Raw genomic sequence first — 24,771 nt, forward strand, 5'->3', positions numbered from 1 at the left:
AGAATGTAGTCCGAATCAGATCCGACACGGGACTACAGCAGGCGCAGCTGACGTGCCTTCGTGATCGCTTCGTTTCGATTGTGTACGTCGAGCTTCTTGTAGAGAGTGCGCAGTTGAGTCTTGACGGTGTTGACGGACACGTACAGCTTGTCGGCCATCGCGGCCGATCCCATGCCGAGCGCCAGGAGTGAGAGGACCTTCTGTTCGCGTTCGGTCAGCTCCACGATACGTACGGATCCCGGAAATGATTCCGCAGGAGCACTTTTCGAGAACTCGGCGAGTGCACGCGATTTTGTTACTGCCATCGATTCGAGTTTCTCGACGTCCGCCGATCCGATGGTCGCGAACGGACGCAGAAGTCCGGTTTGGTCCGCGATACTGCACGCTCTGGACCACTCCTGAGAGGCGAGGCGTGGCTCACCCAGCTCGGAGTGTGCAACCGCTTGCACCAGAAGCGATTCCATCTGTGCCCGCGGATAGGATTCGCCAGACCAGTCGAACTGATGGCACAGCGCCACAGCGGCCTCGTTCTGGCCGATTCGCTGACGTAAACGCGCCACCGACGCGAGCGTCCACGGGTTGGCTGCAGGATCGGCGATTTCCTTGGCCAGAGCCGTCGCCTTGTTTCCCTCGCCGAGTGCGAGCAGGAGATCGATTTCTGCGGATTGCAGCAGAGGAAGCGCGAAAGACGTGGCCGTGTACTGCTTGGAATGCACTCCAATCGCGTTGTGGAGCAAGGGCAGAGCGGAAGATGCACTGCTCTGAGTCAGGGCGAATTGGCTGTGCGCATAGACGACGAACGCCCATAGCTCCTCGGTGTCGGACGGAACGCCGAGTTCGGTCAGTGCGATACGTGCGTCACCGAAGTCGAGTGTGTCGAGAGCGGCGAGAGCCCGTGCCGTCAAGCCGGCGATCTTGACTACAGGTTCGAGCCAGCCCCCGGGGTCAGGATGCTTCTGTTCGAGTTCGAACCAGTGTCTGGCCTGCCGCGGCTCACCTGCCAAAGCCCAATTCAGGGCGGCACTACCCGCAGAGTTGCGAGCGATGAAGTCGACTCCGTGAGACAGGGCGCCGTGGTATGCCATTCGAGCCTTGATCGTGGATTCGGTGAACCTGCCGCTCAATTGAAAATTGATCGCCCATTGAAGTCGCATCAGGGGGAGTTGTGCGCTGACCGCTTCCGGATTGTTTTCCAGCGCACTGCGGCTGAGGTGAGACAGCCGCCTGGTGGTCTCTGCCGAGAGCCCGTATTCACCGGCCATCCTGAGCATGATCGATTGAACGCAGGCGATGCTCAAGGCGTCCTTCGCGCTGGGTTGGGCGCCGAGTTCCCACAGTTCGGCCGGCGATTCGGGTAGCAAGTCGATTGCCGTGGATCGCTTGCTCGGATGCATCGTGAACAAGGCACGCCCGGCCTCAACGGCCGAGTGCTTGTCGGCAGCTTCCGCCGGAATCCGTTGGAGGGCGGAGCGAACCGAGTCCAGGTTATGCACGATCATCGTCACCCAATGTTGTTCGACGATGTCTACTGCCAGGGTCCAGTTCTGTGCCTCGACCGCGTAGTCCAGCGCCGACGCGTGATGACCGTTGTCGAGTCGATTGTGAGCGAGGAATGAAAGACGTTGCGACGGATCGATTCCCACGCGAGTGTGGTGCGCGAGTATCGATCGTCGAATGGCGGGAGGCAATTCCCATGTTTCGTCGGCTTCGGCCTCGACGCGCGACAACAAGCCGGCTGTCTCCAGCGTCACGAGCCGCGAGCGGATCTCATGAACGGTTTCGGCAGTGTCAGGGCGCTGGGACTCGAACAGCATTGTGGCGACGCCGACGGTGATCGATCGACCAAAGGCGGTCGCGAGTAGGAACTCATGTTGCTTTAGGCGCTCAGCGGTGGCGAGAACGGAATCAGTCACGTAATCGTCTATCGCTTGCGCGGTGTTCGTTTTGATCTCCCGCTCACGGTTGCTGTTACGTGAGTCCCTGACGGCGGCGACTGCGGCGCGAACCAATGCGGGCAGCCCACCCGTCAGGGATGTGATTTGTTCTGCATCACCCTCAGCCGTGCGCACCCCCGCCTGTTCCAGCAATTGGGCGGTATCGGATGTCGTGAACAACAGCTCATCGGCGCCGATGACCTCGTGATCCGTGTCGAGAAGGTATGGCTCGGCGAACATGCCGAATCCCGAGAGCGTGACCACGAGGTCCAGGTTGTGGCAGAGGGTGAGGAGATCGATCAACTGATCGTCCAACTCTGGTTCCGATATCAGATCCGGCCTGATCAGCACGAGCAGTACGGGGCGGCTGAGGGCGTTCAGGGATTTGGCGGCAGCGGTGAAAGGATCGGCGAGATCGTCGACGTCGGGCAGTGCGATTCCGGCAGCGTGGATTCGATCGAGGACAACGGCCCAGAAATCTTCGAGTGTCGACGAGGGCTGTGGGGCCGAGACCCAGACGAGTATTCGTTCGGATGCCAGATGGGCGCGCAGCCACGATGCGATCAACGACGATTTCCCGTGGCCGTTCGGTGCACGGACGACGGTCAGAGCGGCGCGTCGATCCAGTTTCGCGAACAGTGCTTGCCGAGGAATCGACTCGGTGAGAGTGCGCCTTTCGGGAATAGCTGCCCAGTCGTGGCCGTCCCTCCCGAACATCAACGCGGACCCTTTCTGCTTTCACGCCCCACGCTAATTGGCGGATTTGGGCGGATTGTCTCGATCCATCTATCTACATGGAGGAGCGTAGCTGGTGCGAATCCAGAGCGTGTCATCCCGGGCAATTCACCCGCGACTTCACCCCGGGTGAGAGAAGTTCACCCACATAATCATGCCGTCACCATTGGCTTTCGAGTCCCTCGAGCGACTTCTATTGAACGTAGCTCGGGATTCGCCAAATCTGGTCGAGAGTGCCCGACCGGGCCCCGAGGGTCGGCCATCGAAGGAGTGTCGTGAGAACTCGTCTGTCAGTGGTGTGGTCGAAGGCGGTTACGGTCCGACTCCGACCGAGAGCGTGCGCCCGAAGAGTGCGAGGCGTAGTCGTGGTGACAGGAGTGTTACTTGTCGGCGCAGCTGCGCTCGGTGCGCTACCGATGCAGTCGGATGTTCGATTGGCAGCCGAGGGAGAGTCCGCTTCTCCCTTCACCGTCGAGTTGACGGCGATTGACGGTGCGCCGCCCTTCGACCCCGGTGACGGTCCAGGGCTCGATACCGGACCGTCCAACGGCATTGTCCGAGAGGGTGATCCGGTGACGTATGTCGTAGACATCGGCGTCCGGGGCAACCCGCTCTCGGACGTGGTCGTGCAGCTTCCGGTGCCTCGAGGTTTCGTTCTACCGTCCGTGCCTGACTACTGCGGAGACGGCTCGGGTGTCGACGAGTTCGGGTTACATTGCCTGATAGGCAATCTGGAAGCGGACCGGTACTTCACCCGGACAGCGACGATGACTGCGGGAAAGCGGGAAGACGCCGACGGTCTATCGATTGCTGCACTGGTCACCGCAGATCGAGGGGCGGCTCGCGTGCGGTCGGGCGATGTCACCGTGCGGGTGGCGACCACCCCGGGAGTGTGTGATCCACAAGGGAATTCTGTTGGTGGTCGGAGAGACCAGGGGACAGCTGTCTCGGCAGATGGTCGGATCTCAGGTCTGGTGACGTCGGGCATCTCGGAGGCGGTGGTGATCAACGGCGTCGATCAATGCGGGCACGCGACAGCGCGGACGGTGAAACCGTTCGAGGGTCGCTTCTCGTTTGTCGGACTCCTGCCGGGGACGTATCGCGTCACGGTCGACGGCCGAGCGCCGGTGGACGTGGTGTTGGAACCAGGCGCAATGGCGGTCGGTGGCCTGACGTTCTGATACAGCTCCACAGTGATAGCAACACCTGAAACAGTTCAGAACCAGTTGGAAACAGTCAATGGAGGATCCAGTGCGTGAAAGCCTGGGCGTGGTATTCGAAAACAATTCCATTTCAACAGCTCTCGTAGATGCGGACACACCCCTTCTGGGGTCGATCGACGAGTTCCGTCATCCGTGGGGCGCGAACGGGACTGTTCCCTCTGCGCAAGCGTCGGCACGCGCGCTCGCCTCCGCTGCCGAGGTCGCCACCGGTCGGGCCCTGCGCTCGAACCTGTGCCCCACCGTCCTCGGAGTGCTGTGCGAGCGCGCGGACGTGCGCGAATTTGTCCCGGGTTCATTGTCCTCCAGCACTTTCGAGAACATCGAGTTGGTCAACGGTCTGGACGCTCGCATTGCCTACTTGCGGACGGTCGACGCCCTGAATGGTATTTCGCCGATTCTCGCATTCTGGCCGGACGGCGGTGAGACTGTGATCGCTGCCATCGATCCGAGCGCCGGCGTCGTGGACTCGGCGCACCGTTACGCAACCGCCGAGTTGCTTACAGACAGCTCGACATTTGCTGCGACATTGGACCTGCTCGTCGCTGAACGAGACCCCGTGCCCAAGATGCTCGTCGCGATGCTCGGCAAGGAAGAGTCACGGCAGTTGTCCGCCGAAGCCGCCGAATCGGCGGGGCTCGGCTTCCTGTATCTCGGCGAGCGCGCCCAACTGGCGATAGGCGCTGCGCTGGTAGCGGCCGGTCGGGGGAGTGAGGTCAGGTCCGCTGGCGGCGCGGCTGTTCAGCCCGTCAACAGAATCCGGTGGGCGGCGGCAATAGTGCTGCCGCTCCTGCTCATGCTGACGGGATTGCTGATCGCTCTGTCGCCGGACGGGTCGCGAGCGGTGTCCACTGATCGCCCGAACGTCGGCGCCGAGCCGGCGAACCCGACGAGCGGGCCACCGTCCGGAGCGGCCCTACCGATCCTGACGCTCCCGCCTTGCGACCCGGTGGTACCCGTCGTTCCCGCTGCGTTTCGGCGTTCGGATCCTGAAGTTGCACCACCCCAGACCGTCGAACCAGCAGAAGCATGCGACCCGATGCGAGTGGGCTAGGGCGTACCTTCTCCAGCCAGTGCAAACAGGCCGTCATCGGTCTGCTCGACCAATCCGTCGACCAGCAGGGAATGTAGTGCGCGGTCACGCTGACCAGGATCGGTCGGCCAGACGATGTCGAGTTGCGCGCGTTCGACCGGACGGTGGCTCTCGCGCAGAACGGCCATCAATTTTCCACGAACTTGGCGATCGGTGCCCGCGAACTTCTGCACCTTCTTGGGCGGTCCGGTGTGTGCCGGTTTGCCCGAAGCGACCCACGCGCAGTTCGGCAAAGGGCAGTTCTCGCAGTTCGGCGTCCGCGCAGTGCAGATCAGTGCACCGAGTTCCATGAGAGCGGCGCTGTAGGTGGCGGCGCGCGCTCGTGTCCGTGGCAGCAGCGCCGCGACGTCGGCGAGGTCTCGCGTGTTGGACGGATTGCCTGGTTCCGCATTGCCGTGGACGGCTCGCGCAACTACGCGTCGTACGTTGGTGTCCACCACCGGCACTCGCTGTCCGTAGGCGAAGCACGCCACGGCGCGGGCGGTGTACGAACCGATTCCCGGTAGGGAGAGCAGGGTGTCGACGTCTTCCGGCACCACGTCGCCGTGCTCGGCGGCGAGGACACCCGCGCATTCGTGTAACCGCAGCGCGCGTCGCGGGTAACCGAGTTTGCCCCACGCGCGAAGCACCTCTGCCTGACTCGACGCTGCCATCGCGGACGGTACCGGCCAGCGCTCCACCCACTCTTCCCAGATGGGCGCAACGCGCACCACCGGCGTCTGCTGGAGCATGATCTCGCTCATCAGGATCTGCCAGGCACTGACGCCCTCGCGTCGCCACGGCAGGTCACGAGCCGTCTCGGAGTACCACTTCAGTAGCACCGAAGATTCCACTGCCACTGCCACTGCTACCGACACACTCCTCGAACCTGTGCTCCTGGTCGACGAAGGACACGTCGACTTGTGGGGGCTACTTTATCGGCAGTCGCCGACACGGCTGCCTGTGACGCCAGACCTTCGAGTCACAACAACTGCACGTTACTCAGTTTCCACTCGCCGTCCTCGCGGACCAGAGAAAGTTGCATGCGGTTACGGTCGATCCTCGGATCGGGGGAGTTGGTATTGGTGATCGTCTGATCGAGGAACACGAGCACCTCGGCGTTGTCGCGATCACTGCTCGCCAGCCCGGCTGAAATGATCTGAGCGGACGAGGTCGCCTGATACTGCACGATCATGTTCTGCAGGTTGGCTGCCACCTGGGCGTACTGACCGGCGAACTCACCGACAGAGTTGTCACGCACCACGGAAAGATTCTGATCGAGGTTCTGGAAGTTGTACGTCGCAAGATCAGTGGCGAATTGCCGTCCGCTGTCCAGTGCGCTGGTACGCGCGTCTTCGTCGGCCGATTTCTGCCAGGTCGCGAATGCGCCCCATCCGAGCGCCGCGACCACGACCAGGACGCCGGCAACGATCAACAAGGTCTGCTTGCGAAGCCTCTTGGGCTTTTCGGCGATTGTGGGTGTCGGACTCTCGGGGGTCTGGGGTTGGGGTGTCTCGGACTGGGGTGTCTCGGTCATTGCGTTCCTTGTACTAGTAGTGCGGCAAACGAGTTGTCACCGAGAACGGTGTTCTGACCACCGTTGAGGCCCAGACGAATCGACGTTCCGTCACCGGCCGCAACGGTGCCGAGGGCAGGATCGTATTCGGCAACCCCGTCGATCGTTCCAGTTCCGGTGGGGACGTTCTGCGAACCGCGATTCTGGATCCGGCCCGACTGGTCCGCGCAGTGTTGGTTCTTGTCGAGCGTGGTCGGTGAGGTGTCCTGTACCGCTCGCCGGGGCGTGTCGTAGATACAGACCGGGCCGAGTGCTGTGATCAGATCAAGCTGTGCGCGTCCGTCTTTGACGATACTTCCGAACTTCTCGAATCCTTTGGGCACCACCACCAACAAGGCATCGACGGCGGGCATCCGTGCGGTGACGATCTGAGTGGAGACGAGAGAATTGGCCAACAGCAGACTGAACGGCTCACGACTCTGTTCGATGAGAGGCAGTATCTGATTGTCGAGAACACTCGGGCTTCGATCGAGGAGTGTGCGCAGTTGCGGATCGGAGTTTCGTACCTGATCTGTCAATTGGCGAAGTGTGAGTGCAACTTCGGGAAGAGCGTCAACATTTTCCTCGTTCGCAGTGAACAGTGAGCGCGAGTTCTCGACGAGTGTGTTGACACGCGGTTGATCGGCTTGGACAGTGCGCGCGAGCACGTCGAAGTTGTCGACGAGCGCCTGCAGATCCGGACCCAATCCGTTCAATCCCTCACCGAGTTCGTGCGAGAGGGTACGCAGATCTGCCGGATCGACGGTGTCGGCAGCAGCGTTGAAATTCGCAATCACGGTTCCCAACGCGACCGGGATCGAAGTGCGCTCAGTCGGAACAACCGAACCTTCAACCAGATACGGGCCGCCGTCGGTCTGCGAGGACAACTGAACTTTCAATACCGGAACGGCGGTGTCCTGGCTGATGGCCACATGCGAATCGTTGGGTATCTGTTGGTCGGCGGCGATGCTCAACGTCATCACGACGAGGTCCTGGGCAGAGTCCACCTCCACCGACTCGACGTCGCCGACGGTGACTCCGCGATAGGCCACTTCCGAACCCGGAGCGATTCCGGCCGCGTTCTCCAATTCGACGGTGACCGAGAATGTTCCGGTGAAGGGATCTCCGGCACCTACTTGTCGGAGCACATACGTCGTGCTGACCACCGCGATGAGGAGAAAGGCGACGATCTCGAAATAGACGGTTCGGTTCTTCATCGCGTTCCTCCTTGCAGGGGTGTCGTGATCGGCAGTTCCCGATCGGAGGCGGGCAGAGGTGGCAGTGGCGGTGCGGCGCCCGGAATTATCTCGTTGAGCACCCCGGTCACGGTGCCCTCGACATCGACGTCGAGGTCGATGTTCACGTAATCACCTGGGCTGGCGCGCTCGAGGAGCGCTCTTGCGTTGTCCAGGTTGGACATGGTCTCACTCAGTGTCGGGCCCATTGCCGAGAACTGGTCGAGGATGGGTGACAGTCGTCCGGTGATCTCGGAGATCTGGTCGGCCGACTGGTCGAGCACGGAATTGGTTGCGGTACTGAGCCGATCGGTTTCGTCGAGTAGATCGAGGAGCGGTTGTCGTTGGTCGGCGATCACGCCCAATGCGGGTGTGAGTGTTCGCAAGCCTTCGTCGATGGTGGCGCTCTCGTCACCGATCAGAGCGCTGAGCCGGTTCAGTGAATTCAGTGCCGAATTGATCGATTCCTTTCGGTCGTCAAGTGTTCCGAGAAAAGTGTCAAGGCGCGCAAGCAGATCGCGGATCGTCTCTTCCCTGCCGTCGAGAATCTGATCAGCCTCACTGACGATGTTCTTGACCTGCGCCAACCCACTGCCGTTCAACAGAGTTCCGACGGCGCCGAGCAGTTGTGCGACATCGGGTCCGCGCACGGTCTCCGATCGCGCGATGGTGGAACCTGGTTCGAGCCTGGGGCCCGTGGGATCGACCGGAACTTCGAGGTTGACAAATGCGTCGCCGATCGGGGTGGACAGCTCGATCCGAGCGCGGGTCCCGGCGGGCAGTTCGATGTCCGATTCAATTTCTGTATGTACTACGGCTGCAAATGTTTCCGCGCTCATCGACGTGACTCTGCCGACCACTGCCTGGCCGATCCGCACCTCGCCGCCGACGGGGAGTAATGACGCATCGACGAATTCCATGTTCAGCGGGTACGACTCTCCTGGCAGACCGCGCCCGAGGGGGAGGTGCTGGAAGTTGAGACTGCAGCCGGTCAACGGCGCCGCGATGACAAGTGCCACGACAACGCTCACCACGGACTTGTTCGACGCCATCAGTTGCCCCCACCGAGGATGCGTGCCAGGTCGGAGCTGCCTGCCGAAGGAAATTCGATGGGATTGACGATCCCAGGCCCGGTGCACAGCGGAATCGGCATCTTCTCGCACAGTTCTCGCGTCGTGTCGAACTGTGAGAGATCGGTGGCGACGTTCAATCGCGCTCTGGCTCGGCCTTCTTCGGTGACGAGGTTGGCGACGTTCTCGAATCCCGTTGGTGCCGTTTCGATGATCTCGCGCAGTTGGTCCTGTTTGGTCGCGACTGCACCGGCCAACTGTGCGAGCGCACCCAGATCGGCGGTGACCGCCTCGCCGTGTTCGGCGAGTAACGCTGAGACCTGTCCGAGCAACGTGGTCAGGGAATCGAGCGCCCCGCTGATGTCATCTCGCTGGGTACTGAACGCGCGGGCGGTGACTGTCACCGAATTCGACAGCGAGTCGACCTTGGTCTGGTTGTCCGCGATCAACTGCACGAGGGTGTTCAGGTTCTTCACGAGTTCGGAGATGTCGGGACTTGCACCCGCCAGTACCGAACTAGCCTGTGAGATGGACCGAACGGCATCGTTGAATGCTTGCCCGTTGCCGTCCAACGCGTGGGCGCCTTCTCCGATGAGGTCACCGATCCCACCGCCGTCCGCGCCAGGGCCGAGCGCCACCGTCAGTTCGTTCACCGATGCGGTGAGCTGGTCCCATGTCAGAGGGGAGTGAGTTCGTTCGAGTGGGATCACTGCGCCGTCCGCGAGGAACTCACCGTCCTCGTAGCCGGGGCCGAGTTCGATCGTGCGGTCGCTGATGACCGAAGGAGACAGGACCCAGGCCTGAGCGTCGGCCGGTATGCGTGTTCCGGATGGCAGGCTCATCGCCACTCGTACCCGGGACCCTTCCGGCGTGACGCTCTCGACCCTCCCGCTGGGAACTCCCAGAATAGTCACCGTGTTGCCGGTGAAGATGGCGTCGGTCGAGGTGAATTCGGCAGTGAGAGTGAGTTGGTGTTCGTCACGCGTGACGAACAGGACCGCACCGATCGCGCAGATCATTATCGCTGCCAGCACGGCGAGCTTCTTGACGGTCGTGGTCATCGACACCCCTGAACGAGCCCGACGACGCACAACCAGTTGTCCGGGATGAGGGTGGAGGGTGAGTTGAGGTCGAGCCAGTTGCCGTTACCGGTCGCATTGGTGACGTACCGAACGCTGGGGGCGAAGTTGTCGAGCAACGTGGTCAGTGATTGTTCGTTCTCGGAAAGAACTCCCGTCACCTCGTGGATGTCTCCCATGACCGAGTCGACCAATGCCTGGTTGTCACCCAGGAACTGGGCAAGTGTGGTGCTCAACTGATTGAGGTCTTGTACAAGCGCATTCAGCACATCTCGCCGGTCGGCGATCGTGGCCATCACCAGGTCCGCATTTCCCAGAAGGGTTTCCAGAGTGTCCTTCTGCTCGATCAGTGTTGCGGTCGTCTGCTGCGCTCCGGTGAGAAGGGAACGGAGCGCAACGTCGTTGTCGTTGACTACTCCGGAGAGTGCGTCGATTCCCTCGAGCGAGCGGCGAATGAGCTCGGGATCGTCCGGTGAGTTGTCGGACACCACGGTCAGCATGTTTCGCAGTTGTTGCAGATCAAGGTTTTCCGAAGTGGATTGTGCTCCTCGTCCGAGATCGTCGAGGGTGAACGGAACACTCGTGTTCTCGATGGGAATGGTCGAACCTCCGGGTAACGAGCGCGATCCGTTCGGAGTGATGTCGAGCGAGCGTCGGCCGAGCAGAGTCGAGATCTTGATGTCCGCGCGCGAGTTTTCGCCGAGAGTGACGCCGTCGTCGAGTCGGAAGGTGACTTCAACAGAGTTGCCGCTGACCGCCAACGAGGTGACCACCCCGCTCGGGACTCCCGCGACGTTGACCGGATCGTCCTGCGTCAATCCGGTGGCGTTGGCAAACACGGCGTTGTACTCGTTGGTCTTGACCTTCAAGATCAATTGAGGGACAACGAGTGCGGCCAGAACGACACAGACTCCGACGAGAATGCAGATCATTCCGTTGCGGACCGGGTTCTTGACGGTGAGCCAGTTCATCGGCACACCGCCGAACGCTCGGGGCCGCCGAGAGTCACCGATTGGTCCAGCGCGCTGAGCCGGAAATTACAGATGTAGATGTTCGCCCAACTGCCGTAGCTCATTGCGATTCCCAATTGGGTGAACAGTTGATCGAAAGCGGTGATACCGGTCGCCAGCGACTCACGATTGTCGACGACGACGCTGGCCGACTGATCGATCGAAGTCAGCGCGCCAGCCAAGTCCGGTTCCACGCGCGTCACCAAGTCCTGAAGGGAAGAAGTCAGGGCACCTGCGGAATCAACTGCGGCCGAGATCTGTTGGCGATCCTGTGCCAAACCGCCTACCAGCGTGTCGAGCGTGTTGATCATCTCGACGAAGTTGGGTCGATTCGTCGTCGTGACGGTGAGTACCCGGTCGAGGTTGGTCAGTAGTTGGTCCAAGATCGCGTCTCGGGACGTCAAGTTCTCGGTGACGGCAACTGTGCGCTCCAGCAGGCTTTCGATGGTGGAACCTTGTCCTTGGAATACCTGGACGACTTGTGCGGCAAGCTCGTTGACTTCTGCGGGGTCAAGTGCGTCGAACAGGGGACGGAAACCGCCGAGGATGTCGGTGAGGTCGATCGCCGGCTGAGTCTGTTCCACGGGAATTGTGGCTCCGGGGGAGAGGTAGTTGCCGGCTACGAGTTCGCCCTGTCCGGGTTCGATCGAGATCGTCCGTGCCCCCAGCAGATCTGCATACCTCACCACAGCCCGACCGTCGGTCGGAATACGTTGTGTAGATTCGAGTTCGAAGCCGACGACGGCTTGGTTGTTCACCAACTCGACGCTGTCGACGCGCCCTACTCGCACCCCGGCGATCTGAACATCGCTGCCGGTGACCAGGCCGGAGGCATTGACGAAGACGGCCCGGTACTGCGAACTAGACCCGGAGACTGGGTTGATCAGAGTGCTCACCACGACCACGGTGGCGAGAATCGACAGCGCGGCAAACAGTCCGAACCTGATCAGAGATTTCTTCACGCTCATCCGCCCACCACCGTCGTGCCGCGAAAGACCGGCCCCGCCACGAGAGTGTCCAAAGCTGTACTGCCCTGGGTGATAGCTGAGATCAGGGATTGTTCGGCAGGGCTGCCGACCGGGCCGACGGTTCCGCCGAACGCGGTCGCGGCGGCAGGGCAGTTGGGGCCGCGGGTCCCGTCGTATTGTGGGCAGTCGGTCTTTCCGTACGGATACAGATCTGTGACAGACAGGCGCAAGTCAGTGCTGAGCCAGGGACCGTGCGCCAATGCGGGCGGGAGTTTGATCGTGAGATTGCGCAGGCCGTTGTAGAAGGTGGTGATGTGGTCTGGCCGCGAAGTGATTGCACCGGTGAGGGAATCGGCGTCGTCGACCAAGGTGATCAGGCGGTCGCGATTGTCGCCGATCAGACTCGTGGCAGCAGATCCAGTGCTGGTGCCTGCTCGCAGAAGCCCCGCCAATCCGTCGGATTTCTCGACGACGGTCTTGGATGTGGTGATGGAGTTCTCGAATGCGGCGAGCATGTCGGGCGCACTCGTCGAGAGACTGTCGGCGAGCGTGGCTATGTCGTCGAGGTCGTCACCGAGTCCGTCGATGACGGGCTGCGCACCGACCAACGCTTGGTGGACTGAATCGAGAGACTCACCGATCTGGTTTCCCTTGCCGCTCATCGCATCCGAGACTGCCGTGAGCGCCACGTTGATGTCGGCGGGGTCGAGGGAAGAAACGAGCGAGTAGATCCGTGAGATCGATTGGTAGAGCTGGACCGCGACTTCGGACTGATCTGATGCCAACTCGGTACCCGGCGCTAGAGCAGGACCGCGCGAGAGACCGTCAGGTTGAATCAGGTCCACGAAGAAGTCGCCGAAGATGTTGCGGGGCATCAGCCGCACCTGACTTGTCGACGGTATGTCCTCGAATGCACCCTCGTCGATTGCGAGTGAGATGGTGGAAGCGGTGGTGCCAGGCTCGATGTCGGCGACCGAACCGACGACGACGCCGCGGTACTGAACCGAGGATCCGACTCGCAGCGCACCGGCGCTGGCAGGGACGACAGCACTGACCTGCGGTGTGGAACTGAACGTGTCCGTGCCCCTGCTGAACAAGAAGACGTAGGCGACGATCAGCAGGACTATCGCAAGTAAACCACGCAGTGCCAGTGCAATTCGACTGGCACCCGTGACGATCATCCGGTCAACCCGGGCACCTGAGGTTTGAGTCCCCAGAGCGCGATGGTCATGGCGACGTCGGTGAAGGCCAGGAAGACGATGCTGGTGCGCAGCGCTCGCCCGGCCGCTCGCCCGACGCCTTCAGGTCCGCCAGTCGCGGTATAACCGTAGTAGCAGTGCACGAGGGTCACGACGACCGCGAACACCATGACTTTGATCAACGACAACCAGATGTCGTTGGGAGAGAGGAAAAGACTGAAGTAGTAGCCGTATGTTCCCTCCGACTGGCCTTTGACCCGGATCACCGCGAGCGCCGTTGCCATGTACGAAGCAAACAGGCCGACCAGGTACAGCGGGACCACCGCGATGAGCGCCGCGATCATTCGGGTGGTGACCAGGTATCGCAGCGAGGGAATCGCCATGACTTCGAGTGCGTCGATTTCCTCGGAGATCCGCATGGCTCCGAGCTGCGCGGTGAATCCAGTTCCGACCTTGGCAGCCAAGGTGATTGCGGCAACGAGTGGTGCGACCTCACGAGTATTCGCGATGGCGGACATCACGCCGGACAGCGGTGCGAGGCCGACGAGGTTGAGTCCGCGGTAGCCCTCGAGTCCGATCTGGGAACCTGCGAAGAACGAGATCGCGAAGATCACGACGACGCTGCCGCCGCCGGCGAGCAGGGTGCCCGAACCGAATGCCACCTGGGCGACGAGACGGGCGACTTCACGCCAATATCGCTTGAGGGTTGCCGGAATCGAGGTGATGACACGCGCGTGGAACGTGAACTGATCGCCGAGTCGACTCAGACCGTCGACGGTGCGCGAACTGGCCCGCTTGGCACGAATTGCGATGGGCAGGTGCATCAGTAGGCACCCTTCACCGAGACGAACAGCGGGTAGAACTGGGTAATTGCGAGGTTGGCGACGAACACGAGGACAAACGAGAGCACGACGGTCTCGTTGACTGCGTCGCCGACGCCTTGAGCTCCGCGCTTGACGGTCAGGCCCTTGTAGCAGGCCACGATTCCCGAGATGAGAGCAAAGGCAACGGCTTTGATACCGGAGACGACGAAGTCGCTCGGTTGACTGAATTGAACGAGATTGCGCAGGAAGCTCTGTGCGTTGCCGTCGAGTATCAGGACGTGAACGAAGAGGCTTGCGCCCAAACCGATCACGAGAACTATCGAATTCAGCAGGAGGCAGACGACGGCAATTGCGATCATCCGCGGCACGACCAGGCGTTCCAACACCGGCAGGCCCAGTACTTCGAGCGCATCGATCTCTTCGCGGATCGTGCGCGCTCCCAAATCTGCGCAGATTGCGGAACCGCCGACGCCGGCGATGATCAGGGCGCAGACCAGCGGTCCGGCCTGTCCGATGATGAGGAACGCGACGACTGCACCGCTGTATGAACCCGCGCCGATTTGGTCTGCGAGCGAACCGATCTGGAGAGCTACGCCCACGCCGAGGGGAATCATCACCAGTGCCGATGCGACCGAGGTGACGTGGGCGAGAAACCACATCTGGTCGAGCGCTTCACGCCAGGCGAGGCGCTTGTGTCGCAGAGTTGTGAAAGCGGCGACGCATACGCGAACGGTGAAGGTGAACAGCAGTCCGATCTCGGACAGCAGGTTCGAGAACATGTTCGTCTTGGCGGGGGAGGCAGGCGTTGCGTCCCCGGTTGTTCCAACTTCAGTGCTCACGCCATCCCCCTTTCCGGCCGAATCGTTCTGGTCGGGTTTCTTCGATCACACTCGGAAGGTCGAAGTGCTCCAGGTCACGTTCGGAGACGGTATCAGGAAACTGACTCTGAAGTAAGTTCCAATTCGGGCACGCCATCACAAGGCGTGAATGTGGACGCGGAGCTTCCGTTTGCGTCTACGCAACCTTCCCGGCGAGAGTCCGAAATGCGACGGGTGCACAATGAGTGAATGCCACGATCAAGCCCCATTTCCGCTTGGAAGTCCCTTCGCGAAGGCAACGAGCGATTTGTCAACGACGCGTCCATTCACCCCAGCCAGGGAATCGCCGATCGCGCGAAGCTCGTCGATGGGCAGCACCCCACCGCGGTGCTGTTCGGTTGCGGTGATTCGCGCGTAGCCGCCGAGATCATCTTCGATCAGGGCCTCGGCGACATGTTCGTCGTGCGTACGGCAGGTCACGTGCTCGACGATTCGGTGCTCGGTTCGATCGAGTACGCGGTTCACGTGCTCAACGTGCCGCTCATCGTCGTCCTCGGTCACGACGGTTGCGGTGCCGTGAAGGCAACGCTCGACGCCCTGGACAAGGGTGCGGTTCCCGACGGCTTCATTCGCAGCGTGGTCGAGCGCGTTGCTCCGTCCATCCTGATGGGTCGCAACGAAGGCTTGTCCACCGTCGACGAACTCGAAGGTCGACACGTCGTGGAGACCGGCTCGTTGATCATGCAGAGGTCGCGGATCATCGCAGACAAGGTGGACAACGGTGCGTGCGCGATCGTCGGCGTCACGTACACATTGTCCGACGGTCACATGCGAGTTCAGGGCGCGGTCGGCGACATCGGCGAGAGCGTCGAGACCGTCGAGGGTTAGATCTTCCGGGGCAGTGATACCCGGTAGCAGACAATGGGTACCGACACGCCGCCTCAGCTGACGGTTAGTGGACCCTGCGCCAACTACCGTTGAGTCCGTGTTGGAACCGAATGGACCACTGCCCCCCGAGATCTACTGGCGTCGCCGGGCGCTGGCCATTGGTGCCGCCGTCATTGCACTGGCGTTGATCATCTGGGCGGCGTCCGCCCTCTTCGGCGGTGGAAGCGATACTCCTGAGGCCAATTCGGCCGCTGCGAGTTCCTCGCTGACGACGGACGTCTCCTTCACCCCCAACCCTTCCGGCTCCAACGCGCCGGACGGTAACGGTGGTTCGGGTGGCGGTGCTGCGGGTGGATCAGGTGGCTCGGGCACGCAGGCTTCGGGATCGTCGACGTCGGCATCGTCCTCGTCGACCACCGGCGCTCCGGTCCCGGCTGGTCAGTGCGCGGACTCGTCGTTGGCAGTCAAGGCGACCGCAGACAAGGCGACCTTCGCTCCCGGTGAAGAGCCGTCCTTCACGATCGTCATCACCAACATCGGTTCGGCACCCTGTGATCGAGATCTGGCGGGCGGCCTGCAGCAGGTGCTCGTCTACAGCATCGACGGCAAGACCCGTTTGTGGTCCAACGTCGACTGCTATCCCCAGCCCGCAGCCGACGTACGCAATCTCGCTCCCGGCGAGCAAGCTGCGTTCAAGGTCGCCTGGTCGGCCACGACGTCGACCCCCGAGTGCGCGACCGCGCAGAACCCCGAGCGCAATCCGGTGGGCGCAGGCGCGTACACGGTTGTCGGTCAGCTCGGCGCACTGCGAAGCTCCCCGGAGCCGTTCAACATCGCGTGAGAGCGGGCAAGCCCGAACAGGCCCGCTAGTTGAACGATCCGGTGATCGACGTCTCCGCGAGCCGGGAAAGTCCCTCACGGATGTGACGGGCCCACAGCCCGCCGATGCCCTCGACCGACTGCAGATCGGCAGCCGTAGCGGCCAGCAGCGACTGGAGAGTGCCGAAGGATCCGACCAACCGGTGGATCTGATGGAACTGCAATCGAGGCACACGCATCAGTACGCGATATCCGCGAGGAGTCATCGGAGTGTCGAGGGCTTCGATCGTGCCCGGATAACCGAGAACACGCGCAAGAGTCGTGAGATCGAGTAGGTCGGCGTCGGTGACACGATCGAGTGCGACGAGTACGTTGTCCATCGCCGCGGTGCCGATGGGTTCGGGGCCGGCAAGATAATCCCGAACGATCAGTTGACGTGCAATGTCGTTGTCGCCGACCAGTTCTTCGAGCTGCAGTGCCAGCTGGCGACCGTCGGTGCCGAGCTCGAGGACATCCTGCTCGATTTCGATCGACACACGGCGAACCATTTCGAGTCGCTGTACGACGGTCAACGCGTCGCGCAGAGTCACGAAATCCTCGATCTCGACCACCGACAGTTGCCGTGTCACTTCGTCGAGTCGCGCTTTGTATCGTTCGAGCGTCGCGACGGCCTGGTTGGCGCGCGAAAGTATGGTGGCCGAGCCGTCGATGACGTGCCGGATACCACCGACGTACACACTGACGATCGACATCGACTGACTGACCGAGACCACGGGATAGCCGGTTTGAATTGCCGTGCGCTCGGCGGCACGGTGCCTGGTGCCGGATTCGACGGTGGGAATCTTGTGATCGGGAACCAGTTGGACATTGGCGCGCACGATGCGTGTGCCGTCCGTCGAGAGGACTACCGCGCCGTCCATCTTCGAGAGCTCGCGCAATCGGGTCGGTGCGAACTCCACGTCGAGGTTGAATCCGCCGTCACACAGCGCTTCCATCTCCTCGTCGTATCCGAGGACGATCAGCGCGCCGGTACGTCCGCGCAGAATTCGTTCGAGCCCGTCTCGCAAAGCGGTACCCGGCGCCAACCTGGCGATGGTCTCTCGCAATGCCGACGACGACTGTGTGTCCGCCATCGCACTGATCATTGAGAAACTCCCTGCTGAGGTCGATGTCACTTCGGTCGGGTCCGATGCCTGCGCCGGACTGATCCCCGTTTAGATTACCTATCCATGAGTAGTACCTGGACCCTGCCTGATGACCTGACTGTCCCGGAGCCGGTCGAATTCTTTCCGGCCGCCGGCGAGAAGTTGCCTCAGCACTGGTCGAAATGCTTCGGCTGCGGCGACGACCAGCCTGCGGGAATGGCGATGAGTTTCAGGGCTGGTGACGGGTTGGAAGTGACGGGCCGTCTGGAGGTCGCCAAGAAGTATCAGGGCGGTCCGGGGGTCATTCACGGCGGTATTTTGTCGACGGCTTTCGACGAGGCGCAAGGCATGGCATGCATGGCTCTCGGCTCGCCGGTGGTGACCGGGCACCTCGAGATCGATTTCGCCCGGCCCATCCCGTTGGGATCGGTGCTCGAATTTCGGGCTCGCATCGACGGCGTTGTGCGCCGCAAGGTCTACACCAGCGCGGAAGCGGTGATCGTCGAAGGTCCGACAGCGGATCCGGACACGGTGGTGGGAACGTCCCGCGGACTGTTCCTGACCATCACGTCGGAACACTTCGCCAAGACCAAGGAGTTCGTGGACGGCGAACCGACTTCCCCGTTCGGCACCTCGTCGGTCTGATGCGGTAGTCGGCCGCAGGCCGGTCACTTCACCGGAGTGAGCTTTGGGCGAGACGGGGCTTGTTTGCCGCCCATCAATCCGGCATAGGCGAGTGCCTCGGCCAGGTTCGCTACTTCGTTGACGCGCATGCCGGGAATGTTCGGGCCGGAATCGACCGGCACGATGGCGCTGGTGAATCCCAATCTGGCAGCTTCGATCAGCCGTCGGTTCACACCGGCAACTCGTCGAACCTCTCCGGCGAGTCCGACCTCGCCGAGGATGACGAGCCCCTTGGGGACAGGTTTGGCTTTCACAGCGGAAGCGACCGCTATCGCGAGAGCCAGATCGGCACCCGGCTCGGTCATCCGCATACCGCCGACGGTCGCCACGTAGACGTCGGCCTTCGAGATCGACACCCCGACGCGGCGCTCCAACACGGCCAGAACCATGGCCACGCGGGCGGTGTCGAGCCCACTGACGGCTCGACGAGGTGTCGGTAGAGGCGTGGCGGCGACGAGGGCCTGAACTTCACCGAGTAGCGGTCGCTTACCGTCCATCATTACGGTGACGGCCGTGCCTTCCACAGCTTCTTCGCGGTGATGCAGGAACAGGCCGGACGGATCGCTGATCTCGTTGATGCCCTGCTCGCTCAGCTCGAAGCATCCCACCTCGTCGGCCGCACCGAATCTGTTCTTGACGCCGCGGACCATGCGCAGCGTGGAGTGCTTGTCACCCTCGAAGTGCAGAACCACGTCTACGAGATGCTCGAGCGAGCGCGGTCCGGCGACGGCGCCGTCCTTGGTGACGTGGCCGATCAGAAGCACCGGGATTCCACTGGCCTTGGCCAGGGAGGTCAAGGCGCTGGTGACGGCCTTGACCTGAGTCACGCCGCCGACGACTCCGTCGACGTCGGCAGCAAGCATGGTCTGCACCGAGTCGACGATGACCAGGGTCGGCTTGACCTGCTCGATGTGGCCGAGGATGGTCGCGAGATCGGATTCGGCCGCCAGATACATCCGTTCGTGGACAGAGTTGGTGCGATCTGCCCGAAGTCGAACCTGACCGGCGGACTCCTCGCCGGTGACGTACAACGCTCGATCATCCGCGCTGCGCATCGCCCAGCGGTAGACGACCTCGAGAAGTAGCGTCGATTTTCCGACTCCGGGCTCGCCCGCGAGCAGCACCACCGAACCAGGTACGACGCCACCGCCGAGGACGCGGTCCAACTCGCCGATCCCGGTGGGCTTGGCCTGCGTCGAGGTGCTGTCGATCTGTGTCAGCGGCGTGGCCGGCGTCGTAGGGAGTACGGCGCTCGATCCTGCTTTGGCGAGTGAGGCGCCGGCGCGACTGGCGACGGGTGCCACTACCGCGACCTCGGTCATCGAGCCCCACGAATCGCAGTCCGGACATCTACCGACCCACTTGGGCACTACCGACTGGCATTCGGAGCAGCGGTAGTTCGATTTCACTTTGGCCACCGGGACAGACTAGAGGCGGGGTCCGACATGGACCCCGCCTCTAGTGTGATTCTGAAGTTGTTCTGCGAAGCGCAGTGTGCGCCTTGGTGATTCGGCGCTCAGTGCCCGGCTTCTGCGACGTCGGGAGACTTGTCCGACTCGTTGCGCTCGAGCTGCGGGCCTGCGTCGACCGGTACGTCGACGGTGACCGAGCCGGCCTTCTCGAACTTGAAGGTGATCGGGACGGTCAAGCCGGGGCGAACGCCTGCCTTGATGTCCTGCAGAACGACGAGAGTGAGCGCAGCGGGTGCGTCGTCGTTCTCTTCGTTGTTCTTGATCTGGGTCTCCGCCTCGGTCGCGGCACCTTCGCCTGCGGGCAGCTGGCCGGCCTGCAGCGACGTCTGCGGCTTGATCGTCAAGCCGCCTACCTCTTCACCTGCGATGACGCGTGCTGCGTAATCGGTGGTGATGCTGACGAGCTTGTCCGTGGTCTCGGCGCTGTCGTTCACGACGGTGAACGCGAGCACGGCGCTGCCGCCCGGCTCGATGCTGTATTCCTCGGACGAGGGGTAGGCGATGTGCACGTTGCGCAGTGCGATCTCACCGAGGTCGGCGCTGTTGCCGTTCACGGCGGCCTGCTGGACGGCGGTCTGGCTCACCTGACCGGAACCGCAAGCGGACAGCGCGATGGCTGCGCCTGCAGCCAGTGCAATGGCGGTAGCGACTCGACGAGTCGGCTTACGGATAGCAGTCACGATTTGTCCTCCACGGCGTCAGGTTCGCACTCCACTAGGCAGAGTAGTAGATAAGGTCCCGCGGGCTGGCCGTCGGGTCGCCACAACGGTTGTCTGCGTGGGCTTTCAGTCGGTTATGCAGGGGTGCTCCAGACCAGTTGAATGCACGTACAACAAGCCCTGTCAACCCCTACGCTCGAGCAAGGATGCCCCTGACCTGCACAGTTGATGAGTGGTCGGTTCTTTCACGTGTTAAACTAGTGGAATCGAAAGGGGCACGGGACACATGATTTTCAAGGTCGGAGACACCGTCGTATACCCCCATCACGGTGCGGCGCTGATCGAAGCTATCGAAACCCGCACCATCAAGGGTGAGCAGAAGGAGTACCTGGTTCTGAAGGTCGCTCAAGGCGATCTCACAGTACGGGTTCCTGCAGACAACGCAGAGTACGTCGGAGTTCGTGACGTGGTCGGCCAAGAAGGCCTCGACAAGGTTTTCCAGGTTCTGCGAGCACCGCACACCGAGGAGCCCACCAACTGGTCTCGTCGATACAAGGCAAATCTCGAGAAGCTTGCCTCAGGTGACGTGAACAAGGTAGCGGAAGTTGTTCGTGACCTGTGGCGTCGTGAGCAGGACCGCGGGCTTTCCGCCGGTGAGAAGCGCATGCTCGCCAAGGCTCGTCAGATTCTCGTCGGAGAGCTCGCGCTCGCCGAGGGCACTGACACCGAGAAGGCAGAGACCATTCTCGACGAGGTCCTCGCGGCCGCGTCCTGACTGCAACACAACAAAGCTGACAGTGGCAGTAGTAGCCCTGGTACCTGCCGCAGGTCGGGGAGTGCGATTGGGCGAGAAATTGCCCAAGGCATTTGTCGAACTCGGTGGGTGCACCATGCTTGCACGCGCGGTCGATGGACTCCGGAAATCCGGAGCGATCGACCGCGTTGTTGTCATTGTGCCGCCTGAACTGGTCGAATCCGTCGTAGCCGACCTCGGTCGTGCATCGGACGTCGACGTCGTCGGTGGTGGTGCCGAAAGAACCGATTCGGTTCGAGCCGGTCTCAGTGCTGCCGGCGACGCAGATTTTGTACTCGTGCACGACGCCGCGCGGGCATTGACGCCGCCGGCGTTGATCGCGCGCGTCGTCGACGCTCTCCGAGCCGGCAGCTCCGCTGTCATCCCGGTACTCCCGGTTACCGACACGATCAAGTCGGTCGACGTACTCGGCGCAGTCACCGGAACGCCTCTGCGTTCGGAGTTGCGTGCGGTTCAAACTCCTCAAGGCTTCTCCACCGACGTCCTGCGCAGTGCGTACGACGCCGGTGATGTCGCCGCGACCGACGACGCCGCTCTGGTGGAGCGTCTCGGTGTTTCGGTGCAGACGATTCCCGGCGACGCTCTCGCCTTCAAGATCACCACTCCGCTCGACCTCGTCCTTGCACGGGCGCTCCTGATCTCGGAGACAGAGTTGAGCGCGGACTCACAGGACGGAAAATAGATGCGCGTCGGTCTCGGCACGGATGTTCATCCCATCGAGGTCGGCCGACCTTGCTGGATGGCCGGGTTGCTGTTCGAGGAAGCAGACGGGTGCTCGGGGCATTCGGACGGCGACGTCGCCGTCCACGCGCTCTGTGACGCGTTGCTCTCCGCCGCAGGTCTTGGCGACCTCGGTTCGGTTTTCGGCACCGGCAGGCCCGAATGGGACGGCGTGAGCGGCGCTCGAATGCTTGCCGAGGTTCGTCGACTGCTCGAAGAGAACCAGTTCACCGTCGGCAACGCCGCGGTGCAGGTCATCGGCAACCGACCGAAGATCGGGCCGCGACGCGACGAGGCACAGAAGGTGCTCTCGGACATTCTCGGCGCGCCAGTTTCGGTGTCCGCGACCACCACGGACGGCCTCGGCTTGACCGGCCGCGGCGAGGGGATCGCCGCCATGGCCACCGCGTTGGTCATGACAACCGAACACGACAGGTAAGATCGCTGGTCGTGACCCTGCGCCTATACGACACCGGTACGCGGGCCCTTCGGGATTTTGTTCCGTTGGCCCCCGGACATGCATCGGTGTACCTGTGTGGGGCGACAGTTCAGGGCGATCCTCACATCGGACACGTTCGTAGCGGCGTCGCTTTCGACGTGCTGCGACGCTGGCTGTTGGCGCACGGCAACGACGTTGCCTTCGTGCGCAACGTGACGGACATCGACGACAAGATTCTCAACAAGGCCGCCGGCGCCGGTCGACCTTGGTGGGAGTGGGCGGCGACGTTCGAGCGGTCGTTCACGTGGGCCTACGACCAACTGGGTGTGCTGCCGCCGTCCATCGAGCCGCGGGCCACCGGTCACGTGACGCAGATGGTCGAGATGATGGAACGCCTGATCGAGAACGGCCACGCGTACGCGGCGGGCGGCGACGTCTACTTCGACGTGCAGAGCTACCCCGAGTACGGCGCACTGTCCGGCCACAAACTCGACGACGTTCATCAGGGCGAGAGTGCGGCCGAGGGCAAGCGCGATCCTCGCGACTTCACCCTCTGGAAGGCCGTCAAGCCCGGTGAGCCCTCGTGGCCGACACCGTGGGGACCTGGCCGTCCGGGCTGGCACCTCGAGTGCTCGGCCATGGCGGAGTTCTACCTCGGGGCCGCATTCGACATCCATTGTGGTGGACGCGATCTCGTCTTCCCACACCACGAGAACGAAATTGCGCAGGCCAAGTGCGCCGGCGACGATTTCGCTCAGTACTGGTTGCACAACGGCTGGGTCACGATGAGTGGCGAGAAGATGTCCAAGTCGTTGGGCAACGTTCTCTCTGTGCCGAACGTGCTCAAGAAGGTTCGTCCGCAAGAACTTCGGTACTACCTCGGTAGTGCGCACTACCGTTCCAATCTCGAGTACTCGGACGAGGCGTTGGACGAAAGCGCGAAGTCCTACCAGGGGCTCGAGTCGTTCGTCCTGCGCACACACAAGCGTGCGGGTGGCGTCGAACTCGGTACTTGGACCGAAGGTTTCGCGGCGGCTCTCGACAACGACTTGTCGGTGCCGATCGCGTTGGCCGAGATTCACGGCAAGGCGAGCGAGGGTAATTCCGCGCTCGCTGCCGGTGATCTCGACGCGGCTCGGGTGGCTGCCGGTCAGGTGCGGGCCATGCTCGCGATCCTGGGCGTCGACCCACTCGACGAGCATTGGACGCAGTCCGGTGGCGACACCGAGACGGCAATGGAAGCTTTGGACGTGTTGGTGCGGGCCGATCTCGATCGTCGGCAGCAGGCACGTACGGAAAAGAACTGGGCGGTGGCGGACGAGGTCCGCGATCGCCTCATCAAGGCGGGTATCGAAGTAACCGATACTCCCGACGGACCCGAATGGTCCCTTAAGGCAGGGCAGTAACAATGGCTGGAAACTCGAGCAGGCGCGGCGCAGTCCGTAAGGGCGGCACCAAGAAGGGCCAGGTTGCCGGTTCCGGTGGCCAGCACAAGCGTGGTCTCGCCGGCCGCGGTGCTACGCCTCCCGCCGAGGCACGCACCAAGCACCCAGCGGCAAAGCGTGCAGCGCGCGCCGCCCGGGCCGACGAGAAGCAGAACCAGGGCCGCGGTGGCCGTCCGGGTCCGGGCCGCAAGGTTCTCGACGGTCCCGAGACCGTGCTCGGTCGCAACCCGGTGGTGGAGTGCCTGCGCGCGGGTGTTCCGGCGACGGCGCTGTGGGTGGCTGTCGGTACCGAGAGCGACGACCGGTTGAAGGAATCCGTTCAGCGGGCTGCCGACGCCGGTATCTCCATCCTCGAGGTGCCGCGCTCGGATCTGGATCGCCTCAGCGCCAACGGTCTTCACCAGGGCATCGCTCTGCAGGTTCCGCCGTACCGCTACGCGCACCCGGACGATCTTCTGTCCGAGGCACGTAAGCACGCCGAGCCCCCTCTGCTCGTCGCGCTGGACAACATCACCGATCCCCGCAACCTGGGTGCCGTTGTGCGCTCGGTCGCAGCTTTCGGTGGACACGGCGTCGTGATTCCGGAGCGTCGTAGCGCGAGCGTGAGTGCTGTCGCTTGGCGTACCAGCGCCGGTGCTGCCGCTCGTCTGCCGATTGCTCGGGCAACCAACCTCACTCGCACGCTCAAGGACTGGGCGTCGAAGGGTGTTCAGGTCGTCGGTCTCGACGCCGAAGGTGACACCACTCTCGACGATTTCGACGGCAGCGGTCCCGTGGTGATCGTGGTCGGTTCCGAGGGCAAGGGCCTTTCGCGCCTCGTCCGCGAGAACTGCGATGCGATCCTGTCGATTCCGATGGCCGGTCCGGTCGAGTCGCTCAACGCCTCGGTTGCCGCCGGAGTCGTCCTGGCGGACATCGCCCGCAGGCGTCGTAGCAGCTGAGTTGTAACGGCTTTCAGGTGAGCCTG

Annotated in this window: 24 protein-coding genes; 10 read left to right on the top strand and 14 right to left on the bottom strand. The window is 62.5% G+C overall.

Annotation, left to right across the window (positions count from 1 at the left end):
• Positions 1–32: 32 nt before the first annotated feature.
• Positions 33–2,651 carry a helix-turn-helix transcriptional regulator gene (locus tag R4P70_RS19290; RefSeq protein ID WP_317831204.1) on the bottom strand — a complete coding sequence of 873 codons (2,619 nt, stop codon included), beginning with the start codon at positions 2,649–2,651 and terminating at the stop codon, positions 33–35.
• 386 nt (positions 2,652–3,037) lie between these two features.
• Between R4P70_RS19290 and R4P70_RS19295 the strand changes: the two genes are divergently transcribed.
• Both R4P70_RS19295 and R4P70_RS19300 read left to right on the top strand, forming a co-directional pair.
• Positions 3,038–3,850, top strand: coding sequence for a hypothetical protein (locus R4P70_RS19295; protein WP_317831206.1), 813 nt, complete (start codon positions 3,038–3,040; stop codon positions 3,848–3,850).
• Between the two features lie 70 nt (positions 3,851–3,920).
• On the top strand, positions 3,921–4,943 hold the full coding sequence (locus R4P70_RS19300; RefSeq protein ID WP_317831208.1) for a hypothetical protein: 1,023 nt from the start codon (positions 3,921–3,923) through the stop codon (positions 4,941–4,943).
• On the opposite strand, the gene R4P70_RS19305 is transcribed toward R4P70_RS19300, so the two are convergent.
• The 10 genes from R4P70_RS19305 to R4P70_RS19350 all read right to left on the bottom strand — a co-directional run bounded on the left by R4P70_RS19305 (position 4,940) and on the right by R4P70_RS19350 (position 14,740).
• Positions 4,940–5,821 carry an A/G-specific adenine glycosylase gene (locus tag R4P70_RS19305; protein ID WP_024487744.1) on the bottom strand — a complete coding sequence of 294 codons (882 nt, stop codon included), beginning with the start codon at positions 5,819–5,821 and terminating at the stop codon, positions 4,940–4,942. The genes R4P70_RS19300 and R4P70_RS19305 overlap by 4 nt on opposite strands.
• Positions 5,822–5,943: 122 nt before the next feature.
• Complete coding sequence (locus R4P70_RS19310) at positions 5,944–6,498, bottom strand: hypothetical protein (RefSeq protein ID WP_142006430.1); 555 nt, start codon at positions 6,496–6,498, stop codon at positions 5,944–5,946.
• Complete coding sequence (locus R4P70_RS19315; protein WP_317831212.1) at positions 6,495–7,733, bottom strand: MlaD family protein; 1,239 nt, start codon at positions 7,731–7,733, stop codon at positions 6,495–6,497. Before R4P70_RS19315 ends, R4P70_RS19310 begins: the two co-directional genes overlap by 4 nt.
• Positions 7,730–8,803 (bottom strand): MCE family protein, encoded by a 1,074-nt coding sequence (locus R4P70_RS19320; protein ID WP_142006432.1) that lies wholly within the window; start codon positions 8,801–8,803, stop codon positions 7,730–7,732. Before R4P70_RS19320 ends, R4P70_RS19315 begins: the two co-directional genes overlap by 4 nt.
• Positions 8,803–9,882, bottom strand: coding sequence for an MCE family protein (locus tag R4P70_RS19325; RefSeq protein ID WP_052740911.1), 1,080 nt, complete (start codon positions 9,880–9,882; stop codon positions 8,803–8,805). The genes R4P70_RS19320 and R4P70_RS19325 overlap by 1 nt, the downstream gene beginning before the upstream one ends.
• Positions 9,879–10,871: an MCE family protein gene (locus R4P70_RS19330; protein WP_020906101.1), complete on the bottom strand. Its 993-nt coding sequence runs from the start codon at positions 10,869–10,871 to the stop codon at positions 9,879–9,881. Before R4P70_RS19330 ends, R4P70_RS19325 begins: the two co-directional genes overlap by 4 nt.
• On the bottom strand, positions 10,868–11,878 hold the full coding sequence (locus tag R4P70_RS19335; protein WP_020906102.1) for an MCE family protein: 1,011 nt from the start codon (positions 11,876–11,878) through the stop codon (positions 10,868–10,870). Before R4P70_RS19335 ends, R4P70_RS19330 begins: the two co-directional genes overlap by 4 nt.
• Positions 11,875–13,059, bottom strand: a complete 1,185-nt coding sequence (locus R4P70_RS19340; RefSeq protein ID WP_317831216.1) for an MCE family protein — start codon at positions 13,057–13,059, stop codon at positions 11,875–11,877. The genes R4P70_RS19335 and R4P70_RS19340 overlap by 4 nt, the downstream gene beginning before the upstream one ends.
• Entirely contained in the window at positions 13,056–13,901 is an 846-nt protein-coding gene (locus R4P70_RS19345) for an MlaE family ABC transporter permease (protein WP_020906104.1), read from the bottom strand. The genes R4P70_RS19340 and R4P70_RS19345 overlap by 4 nt, the downstream gene beginning before the upstream one ends.
• Positions 13,901–14,740: an MlaE family ABC transporter permease gene (locus R4P70_RS19350; RefSeq protein ID WP_020968384.1), complete on the bottom strand. Its 840-nt coding sequence runs from the start codon at positions 14,738–14,740 to the stop codon at positions 13,901–13,903. The genes R4P70_RS19345 and R4P70_RS19350 overlap by 1 nt, the downstream gene beginning before the upstream one ends.
• A gap of 228 nt (positions 14,741–14,968) precedes the next feature.
• Here R4P70_RS19350 and R4P70_RS19355 point away from each other — a divergent pair, with 228 nt between their 5' ends.
• Together R4P70_RS19355 and R4P70_RS19360 are read left to right on the top strand one after the other, a co-directional pair.
• Positions 14,969–15,607, top strand: a complete 639-nt coding sequence (locus R4P70_RS19355) for a carbonic anhydrase (protein WP_019746832.1) — start codon at positions 14,969–14,971, stop codon at positions 15,605–15,607.
• Between the two features lie 97 nt (positions 15,608–15,704).
• The gene (locus R4P70_RS19360; RefSeq protein ID WP_019746833.1) at positions 15,705–16,448 is read left to right on the top strand and encodes a DUF4232 domain-containing protein; all 744 of its coding nucleotides are present in this window, start codon (positions 15,705–15,707) and stop codon (positions 16,446–16,448) included.
• Between the two features lie 25 nt (positions 16,449–16,473).
• On the opposite strand, the gene disA is transcribed toward R4P70_RS19360, so the two are convergent.
• The gene (gene disA / locus R4P70_RS19365) at positions 16,474–17,559 is read right to left on the bottom strand and encodes a DNA integrity scanning diadenylate cyclase DisA (RefSeq protein ID WP_024487741.1); all 1,086 of its coding nucleotides are present in this window, start codon (positions 17,557–17,559) and stop codon (positions 16,474–16,476) included.
• Between the two features lie 96 nt (positions 17,560–17,655).
• Between disA and R4P70_RS19370 the strand changes: the two genes are divergently transcribed.
• Positions 17,656–18,216: a PaaI family thioesterase gene (locus R4P70_RS19370; protein WP_019746834.1), complete on the top strand. Its 561-nt coding sequence runs from the start codon at positions 17,656–17,658 to the stop codon at positions 18,214–18,216.
• Positions 18,217–18,239: 23 nt separating this feature from the next.
• Here R4P70_RS19370 and radA read toward each other — a convergent pair whose 3' ends face one another.
• The gene (gene radA, locus R4P70_RS19375; protein WP_024487740.1) at positions 18,240–19,673 is read right to left on the bottom strand and encodes a DNA repair protein RadA; all 1,434 of its coding nucleotides are present in this window, start codon (positions 19,671–19,673) and stop codon (positions 18,240–18,242) included.
• A 98-nt stretch (positions 19,674–19,771) separates the two neighbouring features.
• On the bottom strand, positions 19,772–20,407 hold the full coding sequence (locus R4P70_RS19380; protein WP_317831221.1) for a hypothetical protein: 636 nt from the start codon (positions 20,405–20,407) through the stop codon (positions 19,772–19,774).
• 265 nt (positions 20,408–20,672) lie between these two features.
• On the opposite strand from R4P70_RS19380, the gene carD reads away from it, so the two are divergent.
• From carD to rlmB, 5 genes are read left to right on the top strand one after another with little or no spacing between them, the layout of a single operon-like run.
• Positions 20,673–21,161, top strand: a complete 489-nt coding sequence (carD, locus tag R4P70_RS19385) for an RNA polymerase-binding transcription factor CarD (protein WP_003945666.1) — start codon at positions 20,673–20,675, stop codon at positions 21,159–21,161.
• Positions 21,162–21,183: 22 nt separating this feature from the next.
• Positions 21,184–21,882, top strand: a complete 699-nt coding sequence (ispD, locus tag R4P70_RS19390; protein ID WP_019746836.1) for a 2-C-methyl-D-erythritol 4-phosphate cytidylyltransferase — start codon at positions 21,184–21,186, stop codon at positions 21,880–21,882.
• The gene (gene ispF / locus R4P70_RS19395; protein ID WP_020968387.1) at positions 21,883–22,359 is read left to right on the top strand and encodes a 2-C-methyl-D-erythritol 2,4-cyclodiphosphate synthase; all 477 of its coding nucleotides are present in this window, start codon (positions 21,883–21,885) and stop codon (positions 22,357–22,359) included.
• 11 nt (positions 22,360–22,370) lie between these two features.
• Positions 22,371–23,765, top strand: coding sequence for a cysteine--tRNA ligase (gene cysS, locus R4P70_RS19400; protein ID WP_003945830.1), 1,395 nt, complete (start codon positions 22,371–22,373; stop codon positions 23,763–23,765).
• 2 nt (positions 23,766–23,767) lie between these two features.
• The gene (gene rlmB / locus R4P70_RS19405; RefSeq protein WP_020906105.1) at positions 23,768–24,745 is read left to right on the top strand and encodes a 23S rRNA (guanosine(2251)-2'-O)-methyltransferase RlmB; all 978 of its coding nucleotides are present in this window, start codon (positions 23,768–23,770) and stop codon (positions 24,743–24,745) included.
• The last annotated feature ends 26 nt before the right edge of the window (positions 24,746–24,771 follow it).

The organism is Rhodococcus sp. IEGM 1241, from assembly GCF_033142365.1.
Classification (GTDB): domain Bacteria; phylum Actinomycetota; class Actinomycetes; order Mycobacteriales; family Mycobacteriaceae; genus Rhodococcus_F; species Rhodococcus_F erythropolis.

Bases quoted from the DNA above. Each gene is read 5' to 3' on its own strand.
- R4P70_RS19290 (WP_317831204.1), bottom strand. From the start codon at position 2,651: ATGTTCGGGAGGGACGGCCACGACTGGGCAGCTATTCCCGAAAGGCGC.
- R4P70_RS19355 (WP_019746832.1), top strand. From the start codon at position 14,969: ATGCCACGATCAAGCCCCATTTCCGCTTGGAAGTCCCTTCGCGAAGGC.
- R4P70_RS19335 (WP_020906102.1), bottom strand. From the start codon at position 11,878: ATGAGCGTGAAGAAATCTCTGATCAGGTTCGGACTGTTTGCCGCGCTG.
- R4P70_RS19320 (WP_142006432.1), bottom strand. From the start codon at position 8,803: ATGGCGTCGAACAAGTCCGTGGTGAGCGTTGTCGTGGCACTTGTCATC.
- disA (WP_024487741.1), bottom strand. From the start codon at position 17,559: ATGGCGGACACACAGTCGTCGTCGGCATTGCGAGAGACCATCGCCAGG.
- R4P70_RS19340 (WP_317831216.1), bottom strand. From the start codon at position 13,059: ATGATCGTCACGGGTGCCAGTCGAATTGCACTGGCACTGCGTGGTTTA.
- R4P70_RS19325 (WP_052740911.1), bottom strand. From the start codon at position 9,882: ATGACCACGACCGTCAAGAAGCTCGCCGTGCTGGCAGCGATAATGATC.
- R4P70_RS19310 (WP_142006430.1), bottom strand. From the start codon at position 6,498: ATGACCGAGACACCCCAGTCCGAGACACCCCAACCCCAGACCCCCGAG.
- R4P70_RS19345 (WP_020906104.1), bottom strand. From the start codon at position 13,901: ATGCACCTGCCCATCGCAATTCGTGCCAAGCGGGCCAGTTCGCGCACC.
- carD (WP_003945666.1), top strand. From the start codon at position 20,673: ATGATTTTCAAGGTCGGAGACACCGTCGTATACCCCCATCACGGTGCG.
- R4P70_RS19370 (WP_019746834.1), top strand. From the start codon at position 17,656: ATGAGTAGTACCTGGACCCTGCCTGATGACCTGACTGTCCCGGAGCCG.
- R4P70_RS19330 (WP_020906101.1), bottom strand. From the start codon at position 10,871: ATGAACTGGCTCACCGTCAAGAACCCGGTCCGCAACGGAATGATCTGC.
- R4P70_RS19315 (WP_317831212.1), bottom strand. From the start codon at position 7,733: ATGAAGAACCGAACCGTCTATTTCGAGATCGTCGCCTTTCTCCTCATC.
- rlmB (WP_020906105.1), top strand. From the start codon at position 23,768: ATGGCTGGAAACTCGAGCAGGCGCGGCGCAGTCCGTAAGGGCGGCACC.
- ispF (WP_020968387.1), top strand. From the start codon at position 21,883: ATGCGCGTCGGTCTCGGCACGGATGTTCATCCCATCGAGGTCGGCCGA.